Below are 26,389 nucleotides of genomic sequence, written 5' to 3' on the forward strand. Positions count from 1 at the left end.
CCCCCGGCCTGATCCTCCGCCGCTTCGGGCGGTGGTCCGGCACACGCCGCCGTAACGTCGAACCATGACCCAGCGGGCGGACACAGCAGCCGACGGACCGGAGCACGGCCCCCTCGTGAACCACGGCGTCGGCCGCCGGCCCACCGGTCTGACCTCCGCCGAGGTCGCGGAACGGGTCGCGCGCGGCGAGGTCAACGACGTACCCGTACGCAGCTCCCGCTCCGCCGTCGACATCGTCCGCGCCAACGTCCTCACCCGCTTCAACGCCATCATCGGCGTGCTGTGGGTGATCATGTTCTTCGTCGCGCCCATCCAGGACAGCCTCTTCGGCTTCGTGATCATCGCCAACACCGGCATCGGCATCGTCCAGGAGCTGCGCGCCAAGAAGACGCTCGACTCCCTCGCGGTCATCGGCGAGGCGAAGCCGAGGGTACGGCGGGACGGCGTCGCCACCGCGATCAGCACGTCCGAGATCGTCCTCGGCGACCTCGTCGAACTCGGCCCCGGTGACAAGGTCGTCGTCGACGGCGAGATCGTGGAGGCGGACAGCCTCGAGGTCGACGAGTCGCTGCTGACCGGCGAGGCCGACCCCGTCCTCAAGCAGCCCGGCGACCCGGTGATGTCCGGGAGTTTCGTGGTCGCGGGCGGCGGCGTCTTCACCGCGACGAAGGTCGGACGCGAGGCGTACGCGGCGCAGCTCGCCGAGGAGGCGTCCCGCTTCACGCTCGTCCACTCCGAGCTGCGCTCCGGGATCTCCACGATCCTCAAGTACGTGACCTGGATGATGGTCCCGACCGCGATTGGCCTGATCATCAGCCAGCTCGTCGCCAAGGACAACAACTTCAAGGACTCGGTCGCGCGGACCGTCGGCGGCATCGTGCCGATGATCCCCGAGGGGCTGGTCCTGCTCACCTCGGTCGCCTTCGCGATCGGCGTGATCCGCCTCGGCCGCAAGCAGTGCCTGGTGCAGGAGCTGCCCGCCATCGAGGGCCTCGCCCGGGTCGACGTCGTCTGCCTCGACAAGACCGGCACCCTCACCGAGGGCGGCATGGACGTCACCGAGCTGCGGCTGCTGGACGGGGCGGACGAGCAGCACGTACGGGCGGTCCTCGGCGCGCTCGGCGCGTCCGACCCGCGGCCGAACGCCTCGCTCCAGGCCGTCGTCACCGCCTACCCGGACGGCGGCGGCCACCGCTGCACCGCCGCCCTCCCCTTCTCCTCCGCCCGCAAGTACAGCGGCGCGACCCTCGCGGACGGTGACGGCAGACGTACGACGTGGCTGCTCGGCGCACCCGATGTGCTGCTGCCCGCCGGGAATCCGTCCCTCGCGGAGGTCGACGAGCTCAACCGGCAGGGACTGCGGGTACTGCTGCTCGCACGGGCCGAGGGCTCCCTCGACGCGCCTGCCGAGAAGTCGGCCGCCGCCCTGGTCGTCCTCGAACAGCGGCTGCGCCCCGACGCGGCCGACACCCTGCGCTACTTCGCGGACCAGGACGTCGCCGCGAAGGTCCTCTCGGGCGACAACGCGGTCGCCGTCGGCGCGGTCGCGGCCAAGCTCGGCCTGCCGGGCGCCGGCTCGACGCTCGACGCGCGCGGACTGCCGGCCGAGCGCGAGGCGATGGGCGCGGAGCTGGACGGGGCCGCGGTCTTCGGCCGCGTCAGTCCGCGGCAGAAGCGCGACATGGTCGGCGCGCTCCAGTCCCGCGGCCACACGGTGGCGATGACCGGCGACGGCGTCAACGACGTCCTGGCGCTGAAGGACGCGGACATCGGCGTGGCGATGGGGTCGGGCTCGGAGGCGACCAAGGCCGTGGCGCAGATCGTCCTGCTGAACAACAGCTTCGCGACGCTGCCGTCGGTGGTCGCGGAGGGCCGCCGGGTCATCGGCAACATCACGCGCGTCGCGACCCTCTTCCTGACGAAGACGGTCTACTCGGTGCTGCTGGCGATCCTGGTGGTCTGCAGCCAGGTCGAGTATCCCTTTCTCCCCCGCCACCTGACGCTGCTCTCCACCCTCACCATCGGCGTCCCGGCCTTCTTCCTGGCGCTGGCCCCCAACAAGGAGCGCGCCAAGCCGCACTTCGTACGGCGGGTGATGCGGTACGCGATCCCCGCCGGCGTCATCGCGGCGACGGCGACGTTCAGCGCGTATCTGCTGGCCCGCTCGTACTACAGCGGCCCCGGCTCACTGGCCGCCGAGACGAGCGTGGCGACGCTGACGCTGTTCCTGGTGGCGATGTGGGTCCTGGCGATCATCGCCCGCCCGTACACGTGGTGGCGGATCGGGCTGGTGGCGACGATGGGGCTGGGCTTCCTGCTGGTGCTGACGGTGCCGTGGCTGCAGGACTTCTTCGCGCTGAAGCTGGTGGGCACGACGATGCCGTGGACGGGCGTGGTGATCGCGGCGGTGGCGGCGGCGCTGCTGGAGCTGTCGTGGCGGGTGGTCGGGCGGCGCTTCCCCGCGTAGCGCCGCCCGCCCGGCCGTCCCCCGACCGCCGCCCGGCCGTCAGGCGTGGGCCCAGTCGTGGGGCGCGGGTGAGTGGTAGAGGCCCTCGATGTTGTCGGGAACCGGTGTGTAGACCATGTCGTCGTTCCGGCGGTGGCGGCCCGGCTGCGTCGACTCGCCGTCCCCGGTCCTCGGCGACAGCCGGCCCTCGGCGGCGAGGTACTGGGCTCGCAGCAGCAGCGTCCGCGGGCTGAGGCCCAGTTCTTCCGCGACCGTCTGGAGGTCCAGGCCGGACTGCCAGCTCCATTGGAGGACGAAGTCCATGCCGTCCGACCAGACCACCGAGTCGTCCACGGGCCGCGCCACCACCGGCTCGGGCGGCGGGGCGGGCGCGACGGGCTGGGCCGGCTGGACCGGTGGAGCGGGCGTGCTGGGCTGCACCGCCACCTCCACGCGTGGATGGGGAAGCGGGACGTCCTGCGGCACGGGCTCGTCCTCCTGCGCGGGCGCCGCCGGCCGGTGCTCCGGCCGGTGCTCCGGCCGGTGCTCCGGCCGTACGGTCAGAATCCGATCGGCGACACTGCGGGCATCGGCCTTGCCGACGGTTCTGCGGGCTACTCGGACCTCTCTCGCGTTCAGTCCCATCAGATCGGCGACCGCGCCGTCACTGCCGACCGTGACGGCGAACGCGGCGAGCGTACGGGCCCGGTCCGCATGCGCCTCCTCCAGGATCGCGCGCGCCTGCCGAACCTTGTCGTCGCTGCTGCAGAACGCCTCAGCCAGGACCGAGTTCCTCTCCCAAAAATCACGTGGTTCCACGCGCGAGTCAACGATTCTGTACGGCGGGGGACACCTGGCCCGACGACCGATCGCCGAAATGGCCTAATTCATCATTAGAAGTACTCAGGCAGTCATATCAACCGACCACCGCGAAGGCCGCCCGACCCTCCCCTGGGTCCGCCCCTGCGTCCCCCGGTCCGCCCGGCGGCCGGGCTGCCCAACCCCTGGCCGCGGGAGCCGAGTTAACGGTCCGGCCGTCCTCATTTCACCCTGCCAGCATGCGATCGGCACGCCTGACCCACCGAGCGCGGCAAAGGTTCTCTGCCGAGCGAAGCGTCATGCACGCGACATCAAGGAGCACATGTGACCACGCGCCACCCCCTGCGCCCCGCCGCCCTCGTCATGGGCACCGCCCTCGCCGCGATCGTCGCGGCCGTGCCCGCCCAAGCGGACAGCAAGGACCGGGCCGGCCTTCCCACCGTCCAGCCGCGGGCCGAGACGGCCACGCTGTACGACGACGAGGAGGGCGGCAACGCCAACGCCGACGACCCCGCGATCTGGCGCAACGCCGCCGCCCCCGGGCGCAGCCTGGTCGTCGCCACGGCCAAGGAAGGCGGCCTGCGCGTCTACGACCTCGACGCCCGCCAGGTCCAGTCGATCGCCGCCCCGGCTCCCGCCACGGACGACGACGCCCCCGGCCGCTTCAACAACGTCGACCTGCTCCAGGGCGTACGGCTCGGAGCCGGGCGCGCCGACCTCGCCGTGGTCAGCGACCGCGGCAACGACCGGCTCCGCTTCTACCGCATCGACCGCGACCGGCCCGGCGGCCCGCTCGCCGACGTCACCGACCCGGCGGCCGCGCCCGTCTTCTCCTCCGGCCAGGACGAGATCAACGATCAGAACACGGTCTACGGCCTCGCCTCCTGGACCGACCCTTCGACGGGCCGCTCCTACGCGCTCACCAGCCGGCGCAACCGGACGTCCGTCGCCCTGCTGGAGATCACGCCCGGCCCGGGCGGCACGGTCGGCTACCGCAAGGTCCGCACCATCGACCTGCCGTCCGCCTTCCGCCTCCCGAACGGCACGTCCTGGACGCCGTGCGACGAGCCGGGCGAACTCCCCCAGGTCGAGGGCATGGTCGTCGACCCGGCGAACGGCATCCTCTACGCCGGCCAGGAGGACGTCGGCATCTGGCGCCTCCCGGCCGACCTGCGGGGCAAGCCCGTCCTCGTCGACAAGGTCCGCGAGTACGGCATCCCCGGCACGTACGACGAGGAGACCGAGGAGTGCACGCCGGGCGCCGACCCCGGCTACGGCGGCAAGCACCTCTCCGCCGACGTCGAGGGCCTCACGCTCCTCACCGAGGACGACGGTGACGGCTATGTGCTGGCCTCCGGCCAGGGCGACAACTCCTTCGCCCTCTACGACCGTGAGCTGGAGGACGACAACGAGTACGAGGGCGGCTTCCGCGTCACCGCCGCCTCGCCGGCGCTGGACGGCTCCGAGGAGTGCGACGGCGCGGCCGTGCTGAACGCCCCGCTCGGCCGCAAGTACCCGAACGGTCTGCTCGTCGTCCAGGACGGGCACGACGCCCCCGAGGACGGCGAACGCGAGGCCACCGGCTTCAAGTTCGTCGACCTGGACGACGTGCTGGACGCCGTCGACTAGGCATCGGGGCCGCCGCCGCGTTCGGTGCCGCGCAGGGGGTCGCCCCCCTGCGCGGCACGCCCCTACGGCCGGGCGTAGGGCCGGGTCATGATCTCCATGTTGTGGCCGGACGGGTCGTCGAAGTAGGCGCCCCGGCCGCCGAAGAGGCGGTTGATCGCGCCCGGCTCTGTGTGGTTCGGATCGGCGAAGTACGTGACGCCCACCGCCTCCAGCCGGGCGATCATGGCGTCGAACTGGTCGTCGGGCACCTGGAACGCGTAGTGCTGCGGCTGGATCGGCTCGTCTTTCATCTCGTAGTAGTCGAGCGTCACGCCGTTGCCGAGGTCGACCGGCAGGAACGGCCCGAACGGCGCTCCGACGTCGAGGCCGAGGATCGTGGCGATGAACTCGGCCGACAACCGCCGGTCCTTGGCGAACACGGCGGTGTGGTTGAGCTGGACGGTGGTGACGGACTGCTCGTGCGGCATGGTGAAGTGACTCTCCAGGGTGTCGTCTCGGGTCCTCCCGCGCATGCGCGAGGAACTGGTCGGAGCTGAAGAGGGAACGGCGGGCCCCTGGCCCGCCTCGCGCTCACGCCGAGGCCGGGCGCCTCACTCGTGCATGGCCCATGGCCGACCCGGCAGTCACCCGACCGACCCTAACGGCCGCCGCGGAGAGCGGCAATCGACTTCCGGCCGTGGCCCCGGGGCGCACGGACGGCCTACCGTGCGGAACCGATCACGCGCAGAGGGAGTTCACCGGACATGGCTGTCATCCACAGGACAACAATGTCGCCCGACAAGCTGGAGCTCCTCGCGGCCTGGCTCCCCTCGCGGCCCTGGTACCTCGGCACGGGACACGCACCGGACCTCGCCAAGGCCGGCGGATTCCGGCTCGACGACCCGCAGGGCGAGGTGGGCATCGAGTTCATGGTGGTCACGGACGCGTCCGGCGACGAGCCCGTCGCGTACCACGTACCCGTCTCCTACCGCGCCGCGCCGCTCGACGGAGCGGACGAAACGACGCTCGTCGGCACCGCCGAACACGGCGTACTCGGCAAGCGCTGGGTGTACGACGGCGTCCACGACCCGGTGGTCGTCGCGCAGTTGCTGGCGCTTGTACAGGGCCACGCCAAGGCGCAGGCCCAGAGCCAGTCGGACACTCCGGACCCGTCCGTCGCGGCCCACTTCGCCGGCCCCGGCCTCCCGTCGGGCATCGCCCCGGGAGACGTCACCGACGGGCCCGCCGGCACGACCGTGACGCTGGGCCCCGGGCCCCTGGCGCTCCAGGTGACGCGGGTCCTGCGCCCCACGGACGAGGCCGCGCCCGACACCGCGCCCCAGGGCCACATCACCGCCCCGTGGCACCTCCCGGACGGCACCGAGCACCGAGCCCGTTTCTTCACGCTCACGCCGCCCCGCTGACGTCGGCCTCTGCATACCGGGCGATGCCCCGCAGTCCGGAGCAGGCTGCGGGGCGCCGTCGGGCCCGTACTGCCTCATCGCCGCCCGAGGCCGCCGAGCCACTCCTCGCACGCGACACAGTCATCGAGGCTGTATCCGGTGACCGCGGCAAGCGCCACGCCCAGGCGCTCGTACGAAAGAAGCTCCCGCAGTCCCGCCGCCATCCCCGGCACACCCGCCAGGTCGAACCCGGCCTGTGTCAGCCGTTCACCGGCCGCGCCGCCCACCGTGCCGCGGCGCAGCCCGTTGACCACGTCCAGCTCGCCCAGAAGCCCGCCCCGCTCGGCGACGTAGAGCTTCGCGTCGTCGGCGTCGAAGTAGGCGGAGCACACGAACCCGTAGCGTTCGGCCATCTCTCCCAGCCGGCTCGTCCTGCAGCCTTCCCAGCCGAGGATCCCGGACACCTGCACAGCGACCGACCAGCCGCCCGCCGGACCGGACGCGGCCAGCATCGGCGGCATCCGCCCCTGCGGTGGCCAGGACTCCATCACCAACGCACGGTCGGCATGCTCCCGCAACGCCTCCGCCACGTCGTCCAGCCGTTCCGGGCTCTCCACTCCCAGGCAGGCCAGCAGATCGACCGGGTCACCGACCGGCGCCAACGTCACACCGGCGCCGGCGTGTTCAAGCTCCAGCCCAGACCCCACGCGCGCCCCCTCCTCCGGCTGCCCCGACCGCAACCTCCGCCCGAGGCGGAAGCGGAGTCCGGTATCGACCTCGGCCTGTCCGCCTTCGCCGTCCTGTCCGACGGCAGGAAGATCGACAGCCCCCGCTTCCTGCGCCGGGCCGAGAAGAAACTCAAGCGCCTTCAGCGGGAGCTGTCCCGCAAGGCCAAGGGATCGAAGAACCGGGCCAAGGCCCGGATCAAGGTCGCACGCCAGCACGCCAAGGTGGCGGACCGGCGCCGGGACTGGCACCACAAGGCTTCCACACAGATCATTCGCGACAACCAAGCGGTGTACGTGGAAGACCTCGCGGTGTCCGGCCTCGGCCGCACCCGGCTCGCCAAGTCCGTGTACGACGCGGGATGGTCCGCGTTCGTCGGCATGCTGGAGTACAAGGCGGCTCTGCACGGCCGCACCTTCGCCAAGGTGGACCGCGCCTTCCCGTCATCTCAGGTCTGCTCGGTCTGCGGATTCCGGGACGGCCCCAAGCCCCTGCATGTCCGCGAGTGGACGTGCAGCGAGTGCGCCACCGTGCACGACCGCGACCACAACGCGGCCCGTAACGTCCTCTTCGAACGACGTCGAATCGTCGCCACCGGACGGGTGGAGACGCCAAACGCCTGTGGAGCGCCGGTAAGACGGGCACACGTGCCCGCACAGCGCGGTGAAGCAGGAAGCCCCCGGAAGGGTCAGACGACCCAGACCGGAATCCCTGGACTTTAGGCCAGGGAGCACGTCAAACCGCAAGCCGTGAGGAACGGAAGTGAGCCCATGGACAAAGCAATTGAGCCCGAGGCGTCGATGGCGGCCCTCTTCGGCTCACAGGTCCGCAGACTGCGCCTGATCGCCGGTCTGACGCAGGCGCAACTGGGGGCGAGGACCCACGTCGTCAGCAGACGAAGACCCGGAGCCCCCGCTCCCGCCGTCGCCACCGCCCGTGTCCGTACCCGCGCCCGACCCGGTCCCTCACCCCGCCCCCGACCCCGACTCCGACCCCGCACCAGACCCGCGCGCGACCGTGATCCTCGCGTCGCTGCGCATCACCGACCGCCGGCTGATCCTGTCCCGCCGCGAGACCGACCGGCTGGCCCCGGCGGTCACCCAGTGGCTGGACCAGGGCGTCAGCCCGGAGGACATCACCGCCCACCTCACGGCCCGCCTGCCGGACCCCTTGCGGGCCCGCCCGGCCCGCATCCTGGCGTACCGCCTCCGCGAACTCCCCCACTCCTCCCGGACCGCCCCGCGGCCCCGGCCACCGTCCCCTGGCAGACCTGCGACGGCTGCGAACGCGCCTTCCGCGGCCCCGAGCCGGACCACTGCCGCGACTGCCCACCGCCCGAGCCCCACCTGGCGGCGGCGTGCTGAACAGAGCGTGTGCCGCCGCTCCCCGGGTGCAAACCTGGTTGTGCGACGATGCGGAATCCGACGGCAGCGGGAGGTGGCGGATCATGGTCGACAGATTCACCGACGGGCTTCTCACGCCCACGGAAACATCCTCGTACCTGGAGATTCCGTCCTCGACCCTCACCTCCTGGCTCAAGAGCACCGCCGCCGACGCGCCACTGGTGCATCAGGTGGAGCCCACACGCAAGGGTCAGCCGTCGGTGCCGTTCATCGCGGTGGCCGAGGCACATGTTCTGCGGTCTCTGCGCTCCCTCAGCCTGCGCATGAGCGAGATCAGGGAAGCGGCGGCCGCAGTACGGAACGCCTTCGACACCCCGTACGGACTCGTCTCCAAGCGGATCGCCACCGATGGCGTCGACATCTTCGTAGAGCACGGCCTCGGGGACCTGCGCAGGGCCCGCGACGGCCAGGCACCCATTCAGGAAGTCGTGTCCGAGTACCTCCGCTATCTGACCTGGGACGCGGACGACGACTTCCCCTCGAGCCTGCGGCTGCGGCAGTACCCGGACTCCGTCCCCGTCGTCATCGACCCGCGTTTCGGCCGCGGCCTCCCGGTCATCGCCGCCAACCGCGTCCCGGTCAAGGCTGTCACCGACCTCTGGGAAGCGGGCGAAACCATCGAGGACATCGCCTACGAGTTCGACATGCGCCCCGAGCAGGTGGACTCCCTGTGCGACGCCGTGGTGCACCTTGCCGCCTGAGTTCTTCCTCGACCGCAATCTCGGACGCCGCGTCGCGGAGGAACTGAGGACACGCGGCTGGACGGTGCACTGCATCGCCGACGTCTTCCCGACGGACGCGCAGGACGTCCCAGACGAAAAGTGGATCGCCCACGGGCTCGACCACGCCTGGGTACCACTGTCGAACGACGGCCGCATCAAGACCCGCGACCTGGAGATCCAGCCCGTGCTGGACCGCGGTGCGGTGCTCTTCTACCTCGACAACCAGCAGCTCCGCAGTGTCGAGATGGTCGAGCGCCTCCACGCGCACCGCGACGCGATCCACCGGGCCGTGGAGAAGGGCGGGCCCGCCGCGTATGCCGTACGGCGGGACCGCATCGAGCGCACCTGGCCATGACGGCCAAGTGATCGATACATCGGAATTGTGGGAGTGCCCCTGATGGCGACTGAAGCTGCTCCCGGCGAAGGCCCTGCACGGTCACAAGTACGCGCTCGACGCCATCGTTGCCGCGACCGCGCTCGCCTCACCGTCGCCCGTCACCGTCCTGACCTCGGACCCCGAGGACCTGCTCATGCTGTGCGGCAGCCACGCCCGTGTGGTCAGGATCTGACCCGCGCCACCACCCCCCGGCGCCGTCCGGTCCACGTCGGGCCGACCTGACCGGCAGGGATCGGCGGAACCGCGCATTCGCTGGGGACCGTGCACGACTCCGGCTCGGTCCGGAACCACCTGTTCACCGACGGCACGCCGGCAATCGCGGGCACCAAAAGGCGTCTCCGCGTCGAGTGAGACTTCGGGCCGCCTGGCCCGGAAAGAGGCTCACACCGTTCCGGTTGCGAATTCCTTACCCACGTCCACGCGGAGGCGTAAAGCGCTTGGATTCCGGGTCCGCACCAACCCGAAAAGCCCCGGGACTGGGTGTCCCGAGGCCGGTCTCGCCGTTGCGGTCCGCCTACTGGCGGTCGGGGCGAGCAAATGCTCGTGGCCGAGAAGGCTTTGAGCGCAGGTGTCGCTCAGATACCCGTCGTCTGCACGGAGACGAGGCCGTTCGCCGCGCCGGTGACCGCGTCGACCGGGACGACGGAGGCGACGGACTGGGCGGTGCCGGCGACGTCGCCGACGCTCACGCCCGCGCCGTAGCCGTTGACGCCGGCGTGCGCGCTGGCGATGCCGCCGGAAATGCCGTCGAGCTCACTGTCGGAAATCTCGGCGGTCTCAACAGAGGTGAAGTCGTTGCGCACTTTCTCTCCCTTTTCACATTGGAAAATGCCGGGACTGTCGACCCGAACTCACGTCAAAGGACAACAGGCCGGCGCAGACGGCCGCCTGACGCCCGTAGCGGGATCGCAGGCACGACCCCCGCACCAAAGGATGAGATCACGCCAATGGCCCAACCGGCAATCCAGGTTCCACTTCTGACGGTGAATACTTCTTCACGACATGGTCAACTGGCGTGCACGTCCTTCACGATGTCCAACCAACGTGCTCCATAACGGAGTTCCGCGCATGAGATATCGGCAGATGTCCATTTCGCTGAGGGTCGGGACATGGATCAACCGGAATGTACCGGCGGCCATTGACGTCAGACGCGGGCGATCAGCGCGTACCGCTCGTCCGTCACCGGGCCGCCCCACAGGGCCGGTTCGTCGGTCAGCGGCTCGACGCGCAGGTCCGTGACGAGGGGGCGCACGGCGGCCGCCAGGTCGGCGGCGGTGACGCCGCCGTGCCAGGGCAGGGTCTCGGCGTCCGCCACGTACTCGACGCCGGCCTGGCCGGACTCGCGCCAGCGGCCCTCGACAAGGATCAGCGTGCCGCCGGGGCGTATGCGGCTCACCCAGTCGGCGAGGGCGGCATGCAGATCGGGCAGGGTCCAGACGAGGTGGCGGGAGAGCACGGCGTCGAACCGATCGTCACCGGTCGGCGGGGCCGCCGCGTCGCCCACCAGGAAGCGGCCCGGCAGACCGGCCGCCGCCAGCTTGGCGCGGGCCCGGTCGGCCATCCGCGGGGACAGGTCCACCCCCGTGACCCGGTGTCCGGCCTCCGCCAGCAGAGCGGAGAGCGAACCGGTGCCGCACCCCACATCCAGCACATCGCTCGGACGCGAGGAACGCGACGGAGGGGACGGCAGCCAGGACGTCAGAAGCCGTCGCGACCAGGCCGCGCGGGTCGCCTCCGCCCGGAGGCCGTGGTCCGGCTCGGCGTCGAAGTCGGCGGCGGCTGCGTCCCAGTACGCGGTGATCGCTGCGGAGTCGGTCATGCTCCGAGCCTGTCACCCGGCACTGACACTGCCGTGGTGCGCGAGCGCCGCGTGCGGGTCGCCGCCCACAGGCCGGTGGTCGATGTGGACGGTGGCCGCCGTCATCCGCGGTACGGCGTGGATCAGGGCGTGTTCGGCCGCAACGGCCAGCGCGTGCGCCTGGACGACCGTCAGATGCGGGGCGACCACGATGTCCGCCTCCGCGCGCAGGGCGTGACCGATCCAGCGCATCCGCACCTGCCCCGTGTCCAGCACCCCCTCCACCCTGCGCAGCGCGCGCTCCGCCGTTTCGACGAGGGCCGGGTCGACCGAGTCCATCAGGCGTCGGCAGACCTCCCGGGCGGCGTCCTTCAGGACAAGCAGGATGGCGACCGTGATCAGCAGACCGACGACCGGGTCCGCCCACCGAAGGCCCAGCGCGGCGCCGCCCGCGCCCAACAGGACGGCCAGCGAGGTGAATCCGTCCGTACGAGCGTGCAGGCCGTCCGCGACGAGCGCCGCGGAGCCGATCCGCCGGCCGGTGCGGATGCGGTAGCGGGCGACCCACTCGTTGCCGACGAACCCGACCAGCGCGGCACCGGAGACCGCCCACAGGTGGGTGATGTCGCGGGGGTGCAGCAGCCGGTCGACGGCCATGTACGCGGCGAGGCCGGCGGATGCCGCGATGGCGGCCACGATGACGACACCCGCCAGGTCCTCGGCCCGGCCGTAGCCGTACGTGTAGCGGCGGTTGGCGGCGCGGCGGCCGAGCAGGAAGGCGACGCCGAGCGGGACGGCGGTCAGGGCGTCGGCCGCGTTGTGCACCGTGTCGCCGAGCAGCGCCACCGACCCCGAGAGGGCGACGATCACGGCCTGGGCGGCGGTGGTCGCGCCCAGGACGACAAGGGAGATCCACAGCGTGCGCATCCCCTCGCGGGACGTCTCCATCGCCGCGTCGACCTTGTCGCTCGCCTCATGACTGTGCGGCCGCCTCAGCAGCCGGCCGCGGCCGTGGTGGTGATGACCACCACCGTGATCGTGATCGTGATGATGAGTGTGCCGGTTGCCCGCCATACGCCCACCGTGGCACAGGAATCACATTGCGGCTACCACCGTCATACGCCCTGTGACCAGGTGCGATTCCCTCGCAAGTACGGGCACGACGAGGCTGCTCAGCGCAGTACGGCCGCCACCAGGTCGGTCCCCAGCGCCGCGAGGTCCGGCAGGTTGAGGCTGTGGCGGACGTAACGGCCGTGCCGCCGGGCCGTGAGCAGCCCCGCGCGGCGCAGGACGGCGAGGTGGCGGGAGACCTCCGGGGGCGTGAGTTCCCAGGAATGGGCCAGCTCTCTGGTGGTGTGGGGGCCGCGGGCCAGGGTGCGCAGCAGCCGCAGCCGTACCGGGTGCGCGAGGGCCTCGAGCCGCAGGGTGACCGTTTCGAGCGACGCCGGCTCGGACGGGCTCGGCTCGGTCACGGGGTACTGCACCACCGGCTGCCACCCGGGCGCGTGGACCACGACCAGGTGCGGGCTGCCGAAGACGCTGGGGATGAACGTGACTCCGGCGCCGTGCGCGGCGGTCGCCTTGTCCTGCAGTTTGTCGACGACGAGGCAGTCGCCGTCCGGCGCCAGGGTGACCGCGCCGGAGACCGACGCGAGCGCCGCGCCGAGGCCCTGGTGCTTCAGCAGGTCGTTCTTCAGGCGCAGGTCGGTGGCGAGACGCACGGCGACGTCCGCCCAGGCGGCGTCGAAGAAGGCGTCGGCGCACTGTTCGAGGGTGTGGCGCACCCGCGCCCGTACCGCCGCCGGGTCCGCGAGCAGCCGTTCCGCGAAGGCCTCTTGCCGCGCGCCGCGGGCCTGGGCCAGTTCCAGGGCCCGCTCGCGCGCGGTCGGGTCGGTGAGCGGCGACTGCGCGGCGAGGCGGACCCGGTTGCCGCCGCACGTGGTGCCGAGCGCGGCGGTCGCGTACGTGTCGTCGTCGATCCGGTCCACGTCGTCCAACTCCTCGGCGAGGGTGGGACGGGGCCGGGCGGGGAGCAGGAAGTCGGCCTGTGAGGAACGCCAGAGGAACTCCGCCTCCCGCAACCGCTCGGCCAACTCCGGCCGCAGCCCGGCCCAGACGTCCGCGGCCCAGCCCGCGAGCCCCGGGTGATGCCCGGGTTCGGCCAGCACGTGCAGCATCGCGGTCAGCTCGGCCAGCGGGGAGGCGGCGAACCGCAGCCGTTCGGACGGCAGGCCGCTGATGTCGATCCTCAGGGTCACCCCCACAGCATCGCCGACGGGCCGGCCGGCGCCGCCGCCGGTTGACGATGCCCGTCAACCGGCGGCGCGCCCGGCCCGGCGGCCGAAGGCAGGGGGCCGGTCCCGGCGGCCGGTCCCGCAGGCCGAGCCGCCGCCGGTCGTCACCGCAGGGTCAGCGCCGTCTCGGACTCGACGCGGGTCAGCTTCTCCGGGTTGCGGACGTAGTAGAGACCGGTGATGCGGGCGTCCTCGACGCGCATCGCCATGACGCCGTCGATCTCGCCGTCCAGCCGCACGACGAGTGCCGGGTTGCCGTTGACCAGGGTGGGCTCGCAGGTGATCACGCCCTTGGTCTTGCCCAGGCCGCCGAGGCCGAAGCGGGCCACCTTGTCGGCGCCGATGACCGGCCGCGGCGCGGCCCGCTTGACGCCGCCGCCGTCGCCCACCAGGACGACGCCCGGCGCGAGTACGTCGAGGAGACCCTGCAGGTCCCTGGTCTCGATGGCGCGCTGGAACGAGTCCAGGACCGCCCGGGTCTCGCTCGGGGACACCGCCTCACGGGGTCGGCGGGCGTCCACGTGCCGGCGGGCGCGGTGGGCGATCTGGCGGACGGCCGCCGGGGTCTTGTCGACGGCGGCCGCGATCTCGTCGTAGCCGACGTCGAAGACCTCGCGCAGCACGAAGACGGCGCGCTCGGTCGGCGACAGCGTTTCGAGGACGAGCATCATCGCCATCGACACGCTCTCGGCGAGCTCGACGTCCTCGGCCACGTCCGGCGCGGTGAGCAGCGGCTCGGGCAGCCAGGACCCGACGTACGCCTCCTTGCGGCGCTTCATCGTGCGCAGCCGGTTGAGCGCCTGCCGGGTCGTGATCCGGACCAGGTAGGCACGCTGGTCGGTCACCTGCTCCAGATCGACCTTGACCCACCGCAGCCAGGTCTCCTGGAGGACGTCCTCCGCGTCGGCCGCCGATCCGAGCATCTCGTAGGCGACCGTGAAGAGCAGATTGCGGTGGGCGACGAAAGCCTCGGTGGCCGGGTCGGGGGCGCGGTCGCCGACGGGACTGACGCCTTCGTTCATGGCCGATACCTCCTGGAATGCGGGCGTTGCGAGGGTGATGCCGGGCCTAGGCCGCCTGTTCGGCGGTGGCCGGCGCCTTGCCGCGGTGGGCCTCCAGCAGTTGCCGGCGCTTGGCGGCGCCTCCCGAGGCGCGGTGCAGGCTGTACCCGCCGGGCTTGTGCGCCTCCTCCGCCAGGTGCTTGACGACGATCTTGTACACGAGCTCCTTGAGCTTCGCGCCCGGACGGCCGTCGATCTTGAACGGCACCGCGACGTCGGACCGGTTGGCGAACTGGAAGATGCCGTCGCGCCGGCCCAGACTGATGCACTGGGCGCCGAACGACTGGTGCAGCGGCGCGGGCCGCTCACCCGCGACGCGGCTGAGCACCGTGTCGGCGGCCCGCGCGCCCAGCGGCATCGCGGCCTGGCAGCTCATCCGCAGCGGCAGGTCGGACGGCGCCGCCGAGTCCCCGGCCGCGATGACGCGCTCGTCGTCCACGCTGGTCAGCGTCTCGTCCGTGAGCAGTCGGCCCAGGGCGTCGGTGCTCAGTCCACTGCGCGCGGCCAGGTCCGGCACACCGAATCCGGCGGTCCAGACGGTCGCGTCGCTCGGCAGCTCGCGGCCGCCACTGAGCCGTACGGAACGGCGGGTCACCGCCGTCACCAGCGAGTCGGGCCCGTCGAGCACGGTCACACCGAGCTTGGCCAGCCGCCCGGCCACCGAGCGCCGGCCACGGGGGTGCAGATACGGGCCGAGTTCCCCTCCGCAGGCCAGGGTCACGGCACGGCCGGCCTCCGCCAGCTCGGCGGCGGTCTCGATACCGGTCGGACCGGCTCCGACCACCGTCACCGGGGCCGACGCGGGTACGCCGTCGAGGACGGACCGCAGCCGCTGCGCGTCCTCCAGGGTGGCGACCGGGTGGCTGAACTCGGCCGCTCCGGGCACACGCGGGTCGGCGCTGCCGCTGCCCACCGCGTAGACCAGGTAGTCGTAGCGGACCGTCCCGCCGGACGCCAGGGTCACGCCGCGCCCGGCCGCGTCGATCCGCGTCACGGTGTCGACCACCAGCCGGACCCCCTCGGCCAGGACCTCCCGGTAGTCGACGACCGCGTCACCGGACCCGGCCACCAGCTGGTGCAGCAGGATCCGGTGGACGAAGGACGGACGCGGGTTGATCAGGGTCACTGTCACGTCGTCGCGCTGCGTCAGACGGTTGGCGGCCATCACGCCCGAGTATCCGCCGCCGATCACGACGACATCGGTGTTCGCGGTCATGGTGTCTCCTTCGCTTCTTGAGCGGTTCGACATCAAGACACCGCGCGACCGGATCCTGTGACACGGCATGACGCAGATCACTCCACGGATGCCGCCGGCGCCCAGAGCCCCGCACGTGCTACGCGCGGCCGGGTGCCCCGCACGGCCTACGCGCGGCCCCGGGCCCCGCACGGCCTACGCGTCGAACCAGCGGTCCCGTGCCAGCTCGTCCGTACGCGACGGGTCCTCCAGCAGCGCCGCCACCTCGAAGCGGCGCGGCCACTGGCCCGCCGCCCAGGCCAGGCCCGCCGCCACGCCCTCCAGGGTCGCGGCGTGCAGCACGCCGTCGGGGGTGCGGCGCCAGTCCAGCTCGGTGCCGCCCGCGATCAGCTCGTCGTGCTCGACGTACGAGGCAGGGGTGGCCGGTCCCAGCAGGACGCGGACGGACTCCGGGACGTCGTGCTCCTCGCCCTCGGTCGTGACGTCCGCCTCGACGGTCTCGCTCAGCCGGCGGACCTGGAACAGCTCCGCCAGATCGTCGGCCCGGGTCGGGGCCACCGGCAGCAGCGGAAGCCCGGCGGTCAGGGGCAGCAGGTCGGGAGTGTCGGCGACGACCGCGTCGGCGGCGTCGACGACCCGCACCTCGCCGTCCACGACCGCGCGCAACTCGTCGGGAAGGGTGACCTGGTCCGGGTCCATGTCGGCGAGAGCGGTGTAGAGGGCGTGGAGCTGACGGCCCGCCACTTCGCGTTCCGGGTCGGCCAGTCGGGACAGCAGCTCCGCCGCGCCGCCCGGCTCGTCGAGGAGCGCGGCCACGGACGTACGGACGCCGAGCGCGTGCAGCACCTGCGCGTCCTCGAAGCCGGTCGTGTCGGCCGTCTCGTACAGGCCCTCCAGCAGCGGGTCCGCGCCCGACGCGCGCAGGCCCGCCGGACGGCGGCCGTCGAGCACCGGGTGGTCGCGCAGCCACCACGCCGTGTAGGGGCGGACGGTCTCGGTCGTGCCGTCGGGCAGCAGGACCCGTACGTTCTGGGTGAGCGCGTCCCGCAGCGGCGGCTGGGCGAGCAGCGCGAGCGCCTGCGGCCAGCGGTCGTCGTCCACCAGGTCCAGGTCGCGCACGGCGACGATCTCCGTGGCGACCGGCGGCACCGGGGTGTCGGGGAGCCGGTCGAGGACGTCCTCGCACCACACGTCGACCGCGTCCAGCAGACCCGCGTCGTCGGGCTCCGCGAAGTCCCCGTCGCGCGGCTCGATCTCGTCCGGGTCGAGGACGACGTCGGTGGCGCGCACCAGGGCGAAGTTGGCGAGGACGCCGCAGGCGGCGAGGGGCTGCTCGCCCCACCGCTCGGCCAGTTCGGCGTCGCACAGGGCCAGTTCGCCCTCGCGCATCACCGATGCGAACGGGCTGCCGGGCAGGACCAGTTCACCGGCCGGGGCCGGCTCGCCGTCCTCGTCGGGCAGCGCCAGCGCGCCGAGCCACGGCTCGTCGCCCGGCTCCAGCTCGGCCTCCCTGACCAGGGCGAGAACCGTCTCCGCCAGCTCCTCCGCGTCGAGCGAGTCCGCGTCCTCGTCCCAGATCTCGCCCTCGTCGAGCGACGCGGCGACCGCCGCCCGCACCTGGGGCGTCGTCAGGACCGCGCGGGGGGTGGCGGGCAGCGCGCCCAGCTTCTCCAGCAGCGGATGGGCCGCGTCCGGATGGACCACCTTCAGCCCGAGCCGGGCCAGGTCCGCCGGGGTGTCGGCCAGCGGGAGCAGGGTCTGGCGGGGGCCGATGGCCGTACGGGAGTCGGTCAGCGGCACCGGCAGACCGGACAGGCGGTCCGGGTCGACGCCGGCGAGGCTGTCGTAGAGCCGCCGCCACCAGGCCGGTTCGCGTTCCAGACCGGCCAGGCGGTCGATCGCCTCGGTCAGCGGCACCCGCGCCACGCCCAGCGTGCGCAGCTCCACCCGGCGTTCGAGCCCGGCGGGCAGCAGCGTCGGCATCACCTCGGCCAGCACGCGCACGGTGTCCGTGCCCGCGCCCTCCAGCACCTCCGCCTCGATGGGGCGCAGGCCGCCGGTGGTCACGCGGTCCGGCAGGCCGGTGTCCTCGTCGGACACGTCCCGCGGGACGGCCGCCGCCAGGAACGCGGTACGCGGCAGGCGCGCCAGGACGGCCGCCCGCAGCATCCCGTCCAGCTCGCCCTTGCCCAGCGGGCCGGGCACCAGGTCGATCACCCCGGTCGACACCGGCTGCCAGGCGCCGAGCAGTTCGGCGTACGCGTCGGCCGCCCGCTCCACCAGGAAGTCCGTCAGCGGCCCGGGGGCCGGGTGGCGCCGGGTCGTGTCCAGCGGCAGCGACGCGATGAGCAGCGCCGGTACGCCGAGGGGTTCGTCGGTCGGGGTCGGCGCGTGCACCACGGGCTGGGTGAGCGGCCGGACGGGTGCGCCCTCGTCGTCGACGGGCACCGCCCAGGTGACCGCCCAGTGCGGCCGCAGCCGCTCCTCCACGGGCCGGTCCGCGAGCAGCGCCGGCTCGATCGCGCCCCCGTGGCTGACGACCCGCCAGCGGCGCTCGCCGTGCACGCTGTCCTCGACGCGGACGTACGGCTCCTGCTCGTAGCGCTTCAGCACGCGGGTGGCGCCGGGGGTCTCCACGACGATCTCGGCGAGGCCGGGGAGGGTCAGCAGCAGCGCGTCGTCGATCCCGGCGAGCAGCCGCTCCACGAGGTCGACGGCGGCGCCGTCGCGCAGCGGCAGCACCACGACCGTGTCGTAGCCCTCCGGCGCGGTGCCCTCCGCGGGCAGCGGGAGCCGCAGCAGCGGTACGTGGTCGTCCCGGCGGCGCAGCTCGTCGCCGAGTCCGGGGCTGACCTTCGCCACCTGCGCGGTCAGCTCCCTGGCCTCGGCCAGCGACCAGCGCACGCCGCCGTGGCGGCCGAGCACGGCGGGCTCGTCACTGACGGCCAGCACGGCGGCGAACCCGACACCGAACCGGCCGACGGCCGCCTCGTGCCCCTCGCGTTTCGCGGACGCGCGCAGGGTGCTCAGCGACTCGACCCCGGTGGCGTCCAGGGGGGCGCCGGTGTTCGCGGCCGCGAGCGTCGTACCGCTCAGCGTCAGCCGCAGCCGCCCGGGGACACCGGCGCGGGCGGCGGCGTCCGCGGCGTTCTGGGCGAGCTCCACGACGAGGCGGTCGCGGTAGCCGCCGAGGGCGAGGTCCTCCTCGGCGTTCGCGTCCTCCCGGAAACGGGCGGGACTGGCCCCCCACGCGTCGAGCACACCGCGCCGCAGCCGCGCCGTCCCGAACGGGTCGGCCCACTCGGTCGTCCTGACGCTCACGCTGTGCTCCGCTCTCTACGCTGGTCGCTTGTCTCTCGTCGGCTACGGGGGTCGGCGGCCGCCGAGTGCCGATGCGCCCGAAGGTACCGCGTACGGAGCCGGGCTGACGCCCGCGTGGGTTCCGGGTGTCCCGGAACGGGGTCGGTGGCTGGGTGTGGCCGGGCTTGTCGGGGCGCTGCCCCGAGCCCTGCGCCTCAAACGCCGGCGGGGCTGGGTGCGGCGGTCATGTCGGGGCTCCGCCCCGAACCCGGCGCCTCAAACTCCCCCTACGGCCTGGCGGCCGTGGGAGGTGCCCCAGCGAGGCTGAAGTTGCCGGGCCGCACGCCCCCGCGCCCAAACGCCCGCAGGGGGTGGGAGCCGGCCCGTCTCGTCGGGGTGCTGCCCCGAACCCCGCGCCTCAATCGCCGGCGAGGCTTGAGTTGCCCGGCGGGCTGGATTGCCGCGCAGCGGCAAATCAAGCCCGGCCGGCGATTGAGGCCACCGCGCGAAGCCCGGGCCCGCCCACTCAGCGGCACTGGGCCCACGGGCGGAGCCGCCACCTGCCGCCCGGAGGGCGGTACGGGGTCATCCGGGGCCTGCCCCGGTTCGGGAAGGGGAGGGGAACAGCCCGCCGCAGGCGGCAACCGCGCCGCGCTCTCCTACGAGTGCCCCAGGTCCTCCGACCCGTCCGGCTCCGTCGGGACGGAGCCCTCGTCCCGCACCGGCCGCAGGACGAACTCGTCCGCCGCCATCGAGTCCAGCACCGGCGGCGCCGGCACCGGCGGCTTCGGCATGACGGCCGCCTCCGAGTGCCCGCCGCACCCGTACGCCAGGGACACCACATGCCCGTCCGCCGGCGAGAACTCGTTCGCGCACACGCCGAAGGCCTGCCGCAGCGAGCCTCCGAGCGGCGTCAGGAAGCCGCAGGAGACGCAGGACGCCGGCGCCGCCTGCGCCATGGGCGTCTTCGCGCCGTAGGACTCCTCCCAGCGGTCGGCCGCCGTGTGCAGCCCGTAGCGGGACAGCACGCGCGCCCGGCGCATGCCCAGTTCCTCGGCGAGCGCCGCGACCTGGCCGCGGCCGCTGCTCGTCGCGGCCTCGACCGCCGGCCGGCGGTCCGTGAGCTCCGCGTCCTCCGCCTCGACCCGCTCGACCAGGTCGTGCGACGGCGGGTGCTCGGCGAGGACCGAGTTCGGCGGGGGCTCGTCCTCGCCGGTGTAGCCGGGCTCCAGCCGCAGGTCGTCGGCTTCGGTCGGCAGCAGGTCGCCGGGCCCCATGTCACCGGGCCGCAGCCGCTCGCTCCACGGCACCCACTCGGGAGCCAGCAGCGCGTCGGGCCCGGGCAGCAGGACGGTTTCGTCGAGCGTGACCTGCTTCGCGCGGGACGCACGGGTCACGGTCACGGCCCAGCGCCAGCCCCGGTAGCCCGGCTCCCGGCACTCGAAGAAGTGCGTGACGACCCGGTCCCCTTCGGAGACGAGCGACACATGCTCTCCGACCACCCCGGGTGCGGCCGCTTCCTCCGCGGCATTCCTGGCGAGGTCTACCGCCTCGGCGCACAGGCGGTCGGGGGTACGGCTTCGCGTCGTCGCAGCACTCACTAGTCTCGCTTCTCTCCTACGCCGTCTCACGGATGCGCTCGGCCGATGAAGAGGTACGGGTGAGGGCGGCGCACGGAGCGGACCAGAGGGCCGCATCGACGTCCGCACGCCCGGACCGTCCAGATCCCGGGCACACCTAACGTCATCCATTCTGCGGGATGCCGAAGAGGCGCGCGGCCGAGAACAACCGCCGGTGGCGCGCTACGCACGCTACCCCTTCCTACGCCTGCCGCCCACCTGCCCGTCCCAACACGGGACGAACCGACAGCGGCGGAGCCGCCGCACGACCGCTCCGGACGGGCCCCCGCGCACACGGCAAGAAGGAAACACGCCGCACGCCGGCGCCCGGATCTCGGTTCGGGACGGCAGGGCTTGGGGCACTATGACGGGGTGGCAGCCGCAAGGTCGTCCGAAGCCGACGGCCCGGTCCGCAAGGCGGGCCGGGCGGTCGGCCGCGCGCTGCATCTGCCCTTCACGGGCACCGCCCGCGGCATCCGCAAGGCGACCCACGCGCACGGCGCGGGCGAGTCCGGTCTCGGGAAACTCATCGAACTGCACGCGGTGAACGGCGCGGGCGACGTCATGATCACCGTGGCGCTGGCGTCCACGGTCTTCTTCTCCGTACCGACCGACGAGGCGCGCGGCCGGGTCGCGCTCTACCTGGCCATCACCATGGCGCCCTTCACCCTGCTCGCCCCGGTGATCGGCCCCCTCCTCGACCGCATCCCGCACGGCCGCCGCGCGGCCATGGCGGGCGCGATGCTCGCGCGCGTACTGCTGGCGCTCATGCTGTCGGGTGCCGTCGCGACGGGCAGCCTGGAGCTGTACCCGGCGGCACTGGCCGTGCTGGTGTCCTCCAAGGCGTACGGGGTGGTCCGCAGCGCCGTCGTGCCACGGCTGCTGCCACCGGGCTTCTCCCTGGTCAAGGCGAACTCACGGGTGACCCTCGCGGGCCTGCTCGCGACCGGCATCGCGGCGCCCATCGGGATCGGGCTGCAGCAGGTGGGGCCGCAGTGGCCGCTGTACGGGGCGTGCGTGCTGTTCATCCTGGGTACGTACTGGGCCTTCACGATGCCGCACAAGGTCGACTCGGCGAAGGGCGAGACGCCGGTCCAGGTGATCGCGCACGGCGAGAAGAAGCCGACCCTGCGTACGGTCGGCCCCTCGGTGCTGTACGGCCTCCAGGCGAACGCGGCGCACCGCGCGCTGTCCGGGTTCCTGATCTTCTTCCTCGCGTTCCTGTTGCGCGAGCATCCGCTTCCCGGCCAGTCCGCGGCGGTCTCCCTGGCGATGGTCGGCGTCGCGGCCGGCACGGGGAACGCGCTGGGCACGGCGATCGGCGCGTGGCTGAAGGCCCGGGCCCCGGAGGCGATCATCGTCACGATGGTGACCCTGGTCCTGGGGGCGGCCATCACGGCGGCGGTCTTCTTCGGCACGGGCATGGTGGCGGTGCTGGGCGCGATGGCGGGGCTGTCGCAGGCGCTGTCGAAGCTGTCCCTGGACGCGATGATCCAGCGCGACGTCCCGGAACAGGTCCGGACGTCGACGTTCGCACGCTCGGAGACGCTGTTGCAGATGGCGTGGGTGGTGGGGGGTGCGATCGGCATCGTGCTGCCGCTGAACGGGACGCTGGGGATGTCGGTGGCGGCGTGCCTGCTCGCGGCGGGGGCGGCGGCGTCCTTCCACGGCCTCCTGACGGCGGCGCGCCACCGCCCGGGGACGCCGAGGGCGCGGGTGGCGTAGGCGCGTGCGGGTGCGCGTGGCGCCTGCGGCGGGCGTGTTCCCCTACCCTCCCCCTGCGGCCTGGCGGCCGCGGGGGGACCCCCGCCTTCCCGAAACCGGGGCAGGCCCCGGACCCCGATACGCCCCGCGGGGGGCGGGCGGGCCGGGCTCCGCCCGGACCCGGTACCGCGCTCCGCGCGGTGGCCTCAAACGCCGGCCGGGCTTGAGTTGCCCGGCCGCACCCCGCCCCGCCGGCGATTGAGGCGCGGGCCCGGTTCGGGGGCGGAGCGCACCGAAAGAGCGCCGCGCCGTGTACCCCCGCGTGGCTGGGCGGAGCGCGCCCGATAGCCTTCGGCTCATGACCGTTGCGTTCTTCTCGGGCAAGCGCCGCCGGGCCGCTGCCGCTCTCGGTGCCGTGTCCGCCGGGCTCCTCGTCCTTTCCGCCTGCGACAAGCCGACGCCGCTCGTCACGGTGACCATCGGTTCGGACTCCATCCACGCGGAGGCCGCCTGCTACAACGACGGTGAGGCCATCAAGGAGTCCGAGATCCAGGACTGCCTGACCAAGAAGCCGACGGAGACCGTCAAGGTCGCCATGGACGACAAGGTCCGCATGGGCGTCGACCCGGAGATCGCGGACAACGGCTGGACCCTGCTCTTCGGCGCGCAGCCGGTGGAGCAGGAGCCGTTCAAGAAGACGTACCGGACCATTCCGGGCAACGCCTTCTTCTCCTCGATGACCGGCGAGCCGACGACCAAGACGGCCGTCAGCGTCATGGAGACCAAGGGCAAGAAGGTCGTCGGCATCTGGAACTTCGAGTTCGTGAAGGAGTAGGGGCGACGCCGTGCGCGTGCTGGTCGTGACCGCGGTGGCGGCCGAGGCCGCCGCCGTCATCGCGGAAGCGGACACGGACACGGGCACGGACGTACCCCTGCCCGGCGGCTACGTGCTGACCCGCACCCCCGCCTACGACGTCCTCGTCGGCGGCGTCGGCCCCGCGGCCGCCGCCGCGGCCACGGCGACCGCCCTCGCCGTGGCGGACGCCCCGTACGGCCTCGTCGTCTCCGCCGGCATCGGCGGCGGCTTCCCGCCGCACGCGCCCGTCGGCTCCCTCGTCGTGTCCGACTCCGTCGTCGCCGCCGATCTCGGCGCCGAGACCCCGGACGGCTATCTGCCCGTCGACGCGCTCGGCTTCGGCCGTACGGTCCACCCGTCACCGGCCGGGTTGTCGGCGCTCGTCGCCGAGACCGTGGGCGCCGTCCACGCGCCGGTGCTGACCGTGTCGACCGTCACCGGCTCCGCCGCCCGCGCCGCCGAGCTCGCGGCCCGGCATCCGCGGGCCGCTGCGGAGGCCATGGAGGGTTTCGGTGTCGCGGAGGCCGCCGCCGCGCACGGGGTGCCGGTCGTCGAGATACGCGCGGTCTCCAACGCCGTCGGCCCCCGGGACCGTGCCGCCTGGCGCATCGGTGACGCGCTGGCCGCGCTGAGCCGGGCGTTCCACCAGCTCGTACCCGTACTCCAGGAGCAACCGTGACGCTGCGGATCGCGTACTCGCCGTGCCCGAACGACACCTTCGTCTTCGACGCCTGGGCCCACGGCAGGGTCCCCGGCGCACCGGCGCTGGACGTGACGTTCGCGGACATCGACGTCACGAACGGCATGGCGGAGCGCGGCGAGTACGACGTGCTGAAGGTGTCGTACGCGGTGCTCCCGTGGGTGCTGGACGAGTACGCGCTGCTGCCGTGCGGCGGCGCGCTGGGCCGCGGCTGCGGCCCCCTCGTGCTCACCCGGGAGGCGGGCGCGGCCAACCTGGCGGGGAAGACCGTCGCGGTGCCGAGCGAGCGGTCGACCGCGTATCTGCTGTTCCGGCTGTGGGCGGCGGACGTCGTCCCCGAGGGCGTCGGCAAGGTCGTCGTGATGCCGTTCCACGAGATCATGCCGGCCGTGCGCGACGGCAGGGTCGACGCCGGGCTCGTCATCCACGAGGCCCGTTTCACGTACCGGGACTACGGGTTGCACTGCCTCGCCGACATGGGCGAGCACTGGGAGTCGGTGACCGGGCTGCCGATCCCGCTCGGCGCGATCATCGCCAAGCGGTCGCTGGGCGAGGAGACGCTGCGGCTGCTCGCCGAGTCCGCGCGCACCTCGGTCCGGATGGCCTGGGACGACCCGGAGGTCTCCCGCCCGTATGTGCTCGCACACGCGCAGGAGATGGACCCGGCGGTCGCGGACCAGCACATCGGGCTGTACGTCAACGAGTTCACGGCCGACCTCGGCGCCGACGGCTACGCGGCCGTGCGCGGGCTGCTGACACGCGCCGCGGCCGAGGGGCTCGTACCGCCCCTCGGCCCGGATGCTCTCTCGTTCGTGTGACTTCGCGCGAGCAGCGCCTAGACGTCCATCTGGTCGGCCACCGCGCGCAGCAGGCCGGCGATCTTCGCGCCGTGCACCTTGTCGGGGTAGCGGCCGCGCTCCAGCATCGGCGTGATGTTCTCCAGCAGGGTCGTGAGGTCCTGCACGATGGACGCCAACTCGTCGGGCTTCCGCCGCTGGGCTGCCGCGACGGACGGGGCCGGGTCGAGCAGGGTCACGGACAGCGCCTGGTCGCCGCGCTGGCCGGCCACCACGCCGAACTCGACGTGCTGGCCCGGCTTCAGGGCCTCGACTCCGGACGGGAGCACGGAGGAGTGCACGAAGACGTCGCCGCCGTCGTCACGGGAGAGAAAGCCGAAGCCCTTCTCACTGTTGAACCACTTGACCTTGCCGGTAGGCACGTCTGTCCTCGTCCTCGTACTCGTTGGGCGCTGGGGCACCGCAAGTCGGTCCGCCGAAAAACGGCTGTTGATAGCACTACAGCGGGTCGCCTGACCCGCCACCCCCAAGGCTAATGGTCCAGAGGCTGGTGACAAGACGTCCCCGATCCGTTCCCGTGCGCAAGGGAACTACCCTGGCCGAATGACTGCTACTCCTCCCGCCGCCGCGCCCGCCCCGGGTGACGGGCTGGTGCGCGCCGGTGCGATCGTCTTCATCGTCGGCGCGGTGGCCACCCTGGTGACGGTGGCGCCGCTGTTCCTGGGCACCGAGCCCTTTCCGACCGTCGCGTACTTGGTGAGCATGCTGATGGGCGTCGGGTTCCTCGTCGCCGCGGCCGGCGTGCTGCGGTCGATCGCCGCGCAGCGGCGTCAGGCCGGATCCAGCCGGTCGGCCGCGTAGGAACGCAGCCACGCCGGGAACGCGGTCAGGTCCGTCAGGACCACGTCCGCGCCCGCCGCCCGCAGTTCGTCCGCGTCGCAGGGCCCGGTCGGCACCGCCACCGACAGCACGCCGGCGAGACGTGCGCCCCGTACGTCGCCGATGTGGTCGCCGACGTACACGCTCGCCCCGTGCTCGCTCAGCGCCTCCGCCTTGGCCTCCGCCCACAGCCAGCCGATCGTCTCGTCGGGCGCGATGCCGAGGTGCGCCAGGTGGAGCTTGGCGTTCGGCTCGTGCTTGGCCGTGACGACGATCGCGCGCCCGCCGAGCTCCTGTACGGCCGCCACGGCCGCGTGCGCGCCGGGCATCGCGGGCGTCGGCCCGATCGCGTGGACCGGGTACATCTCGCGGTACCGGTCGGCCATCTCCTGGATCCGCTCGTCGGGGAACCAGTGCGCCAACTCCTGCTCCAGCGGCGGCCCGAGACGCGTGACGGCCAGGTCCGCGTCGATCCATACGCCGGTCTCGGCGGACAGGGCGCGGTAGGCGGCGTGGATGCCGGGCCGTGAGTCGATGAGCGTCATGTCGAGGTCGAACCCGACGGTGAGTCCGGTGGTCCGGCCGGGGGCCGGCGGGCGCGGGGCGGGGTGAGGAGCCATGGGGCTCATTGTGCCCACCCGTGGGCACGCATTTTCGGACGC

The 26,389-nt window shown here is 72.9% G+C and carries 23 protein-coding genes and 2 pseudogenes; 12 read left to right on the top strand and 13 right to left on the bottom strand.

Going from position 1 to position 26,389, the window contains the following annotated elements; all coding sequences use genetic code 11:
* Positions 1-64: 64 nt before the first annotated feature.
* The gene (locus ACWD01_RS19580) at positions 65-2,467 is read left to right on the top strand and encodes an HAD-IC family P-type ATPase (protein WP_451163423.1); all 2,403 of its coding nucleotides are present in this window, start codon (positions 65-67) and stop codon (positions 2,465-2,467) included.
* A gap of 39 nt (positions 2,468-2,506) precedes the next feature.
* Here ACWD01_RS19580 and ACWD01_RS19585 read toward each other — a convergent pair whose 3' ends face one another.
* Positions 2,507-3,265 carry a hypothetical protein gene (locus tag ACWD01_RS19585; RefSeq protein WP_451163425.1) on the bottom strand — a complete coding sequence of 253 codons (759 nt, stop codon included), beginning with the start codon at positions 3,263-3,265 and terminating at the stop codon, positions 2,507-2,509.
* Positions 3,266-3,628: 363 nt separating this feature from the next.
* Here ACWD01_RS19585 and ACWD01_RS19590 point away from each other — a divergent pair, with 363 nt between their 5' ends.
* Positions 3,629-4,894, top strand: coding sequence for a phytase (locus ACWD01_RS19590; protein WP_451163495.1), 1,266 nt, complete (start codon positions 3,629-3,631; stop codon positions 4,892-4,894).
* Between the two features lie 62 nt (positions 4,895-4,956).
* Here ACWD01_RS19590 and ACWD01_RS19595 read toward each other — a convergent pair whose 3' ends face one another.
* Positions 4,957-5,361, bottom strand: coding sequence for a VOC family protein (locus tag ACWD01_RS19595; protein ID WP_451163497.1), 405 nt, complete (start codon positions 5,359-5,361; stop codon positions 4,957-4,959).
* Between the two features lie 276 nt (positions 5,362-5,637).
* Between ACWD01_RS19595 and ACWD01_RS19600 the strand changes: the two genes are divergently transcribed.
* Positions 5,638-6,297: a maltokinase N-terminal cap-like domain-containing protein gene (locus tag ACWD01_RS19600; protein ID WP_451163427.1), complete on the top strand. Its 660-nt coding sequence runs from the start codon at positions 5,638-5,640 to the stop codon at positions 6,295-6,297.
* Between the two features lie 74 nt (positions 6,298-6,371).
* On the opposite strand, the gene ACWD01_RS19605 is transcribed toward ACWD01_RS19600, so the two are convergent.
* Positions 6,372-6,983, bottom strand: coding sequence for a hypothetical protein (locus ACWD01_RS19605; protein ID WP_451163429.1), 612 nt, complete (start codon positions 6,981-6,983; stop codon positions 6,372-6,374).
* Positions 6,984-7,010: 27 nt separating this feature from the next.
* Between ACWD01_RS19605 and ACWD01_RS19610 the strand changes: the two are divergent.
* The 4 genes and pseudogenes from ACWD01_RS19610 to ACWD01_RS19625 all read left to right on the top strand — a co-directional run.
* A pseudogene (locus ACWD01_RS19610) lies at positions 7,011-7,724 on the top strand (RNA-guided endonuclease TnpB family protein); the annotation flags it as partial.
* Positions 7,725-8,449: 725 nt separating this feature from the next.
* Positions 8,450-9,106 (top strand): DUF433 domain-containing protein, encoded by a 657-nt coding sequence (locus ACWD01_RS19615; RefSeq protein ID WP_451163431.1) that lies wholly within the window; start codon positions 8,450-8,452, stop codon positions 9,104-9,106.
* Complete coding sequence (locus tag ACWD01_RS19620) at positions 9,096-9,482, top strand: PIN-like domain-containing protein (RefSeq protein WP_451163433.1); 387 nt, start codon at positions 9,096-9,098, stop codon at positions 9,480-9,482. The genes ACWD01_RS19615 and ACWD01_RS19620 overlap by 11 nt, the downstream gene beginning before the upstream one ends.
* A 52-nt stretch (positions 9,483-9,534) precedes the next feature.
* Positions 9,535-9,696 (top strand): annotated as a pseudogene (locus tag ACWD01_RS19625) (DNA-binding protein); the annotation flags it as partial.
* Between the two features lie 403 nt (positions 9,697-10,099).
* Here the strand turns inward: ACWD01_RS19625 and ACWD01_RS19630 are convergent.
* From ACWD01_RS19630 to ACWD01_RS19665, 8 genes are all read right to left on the bottom strand, one after another.
* Positions 10,100-10,327: a hypothetical protein gene (locus tag ACWD01_RS19630; RefSeq protein WP_451163435.1), complete on the bottom strand. Its 228-nt coding sequence runs from the start codon at positions 10,325-10,327 to the stop codon at positions 10,100-10,102.
* A 341-nt stretch (positions 10,328-10,668) separates the two neighbouring features.
* The gene (locus tag ACWD01_RS19635; protein ID WP_451163437.1) at positions 10,669-11,343 is read right to left on the bottom strand and encodes a class I SAM-dependent methyltransferase; all 675 of its coding nucleotides are present in this window, start codon (positions 11,341-11,343) and stop codon (positions 10,669-10,671) included.
* A 12-nt stretch (positions 11,344-11,355) separates the two neighbouring features.
* Complete coding sequence (locus tag ACWD01_RS19640; RefSeq protein ID WP_451163439.1) at positions 11,356-12,396, bottom strand: cation diffusion facilitator family transporter; 1,041 nt, start codon at positions 12,394-12,396, stop codon at positions 11,356-11,358.
* Positions 12,397-12,494: 98 nt separating this feature from the next.
* Entirely contained in the window at positions 12,495-13,580 is a 1,086-nt protein-coding gene (locus ACWD01_RS19645; protein WP_451163441.1) for a DUF5937 family protein, read from the bottom strand.
* A 140-nt stretch (positions 13,581-13,720) separates the two neighbouring features.
* On the bottom strand, positions 13,721-14,638 hold the full coding sequence (locus tag ACWD01_RS19650) for an RNA polymerase sigma-70 factor (RefSeq protein WP_451163443.1): 918 nt from the start codon (positions 14,636-14,638) through the stop codon (positions 13,721-13,723).
* Positions 14,639-14,684: 46 nt separating this feature from the next.
* The gene (locus ACWD01_RS19655) at positions 14,685-15,893 is read right to left on the bottom strand and encodes an NAD(P)/FAD-dependent oxidoreductase (RefSeq protein WP_451163445.1); all 1,209 of its coding nucleotides are present in this window, start codon (positions 15,891-15,893) and stop codon (positions 14,685-14,687) included.
* Positions 15,894-16,067: 174 nt separating this feature from the next.
* Positions 16,068-19,193 carry a sacsin N-terminal ATP-binding-like domain-containing protein gene (locus ACWD01_RS19660; protein ID WP_451163447.1) on the bottom strand — a complete coding sequence of 1,042 codons (3,126 nt, stop codon included), beginning with the start codon at positions 19,191-19,193 and terminating at the stop codon, positions 16,068-16,070.
* A 638-nt stretch (positions 19,194-19,831) separates the two neighbouring features.
* The gene (locus ACWD01_RS19665) at positions 19,832-20,773 is read right to left on the bottom strand and encodes a DUF3027 domain-containing protein (RefSeq protein WP_451163449.1); all 942 of its coding nucleotides are present in this window, start codon (positions 20,771-20,773) and stop codon (positions 19,832-19,834) included.
* 390 nt (positions 20,774-21,163) lie between these two features.
* Between ACWD01_RS19665 and ACWD01_RS19670 the strand changes: the two genes are divergently transcribed.
* From ACWD01_RS19670 to ACWD01_RS19685, 4 genes are all read left to right on the top strand, one after another.
* The gene (locus tag ACWD01_RS19670) at positions 21,164-22,516 is read left to right on the top strand and encodes an MFS transporter (protein ID WP_451163451.1); all 1,353 of its coding nucleotides are present in this window, start codon (positions 21,164-21,166) and stop codon (positions 22,514-22,516) included.
* Positions 22,517-22,853: 337 nt separating this feature from the next.
* Positions 22,854-23,330 carry a DUF2771 domain-containing protein gene (locus ACWD01_RS19675; protein WP_356898413.1) on the top strand — a complete coding sequence of 159 codons (477 nt, stop codon included), beginning with the start codon at positions 22,854-22,856 and terminating at the stop codon, positions 23,328-23,330.
* Between the two features lie 10 nt (positions 23,331-23,340).
* Positions 23,341-24,030, top strand: a complete 690-nt coding sequence (locus ACWD01_RS19680; RefSeq protein ID WP_451163453.1) for a futalosine hydrolase — start codon at positions 23,341-23,343, stop codon at positions 24,028-24,030.
* Positions 24,027-24,869 carry a 1,4-dihydroxy-6-naphthoate synthase gene (locus tag ACWD01_RS19685; RefSeq protein WP_451163455.1) on the top strand — a complete coding sequence of 281 codons (843 nt, stop codon included), beginning with the start codon at positions 24,027-24,029 and terminating at the stop codon, positions 24,867-24,869. The genes ACWD01_RS19680 and ACWD01_RS19685 overlap by 4 nt, the downstream gene beginning before the upstream one ends.
* Before the next feature lie 17 nt (positions 24,870-24,886).
* Here the strand turns inward: ACWD01_RS19685 and ACWD01_RS19690 are convergent, their stop codons facing one another.
* Complete coding sequence (locus ACWD01_RS19690) at positions 24,887-25,270, bottom strand: cold-shock protein (protein ID WP_451163457.1); 384 nt, start codon at positions 25,268-25,270, stop codon at positions 24,887-24,889.
* A 181-nt stretch (positions 25,271-25,451) separates the two neighbouring features.
* Between ACWD01_RS19690 and ACWD01_RS19695 the strand changes: the two genes are divergently transcribed.
* Positions 25,452-25,709, top strand: coding sequence for a hypothetical protein (locus ACWD01_RS19695; protein ID WP_451163459.1), 258 nt, complete (start codon positions 25,452-25,454; stop codon positions 25,707-25,709).
* Here ACWD01_RS19695 and ACWD01_RS19700 read toward each other — a convergent pair.
* Positions 25,679-26,347, bottom strand: coding sequence for an HAD family hydrolase (locus tag ACWD01_RS19700; protein WP_451163461.1), 669 nt, complete (start codon positions 26,345-26,347; stop codon positions 25,679-25,681). The genes ACWD01_RS19695 and ACWD01_RS19700 overlap by 31 nt on opposite strands.
* Between the last annotated feature and the right edge of the window lie 42 nt (positions 26,348-26,389).

The organism is Streptomyces sp. NPDC002835 (assembly GCF_053591995.1).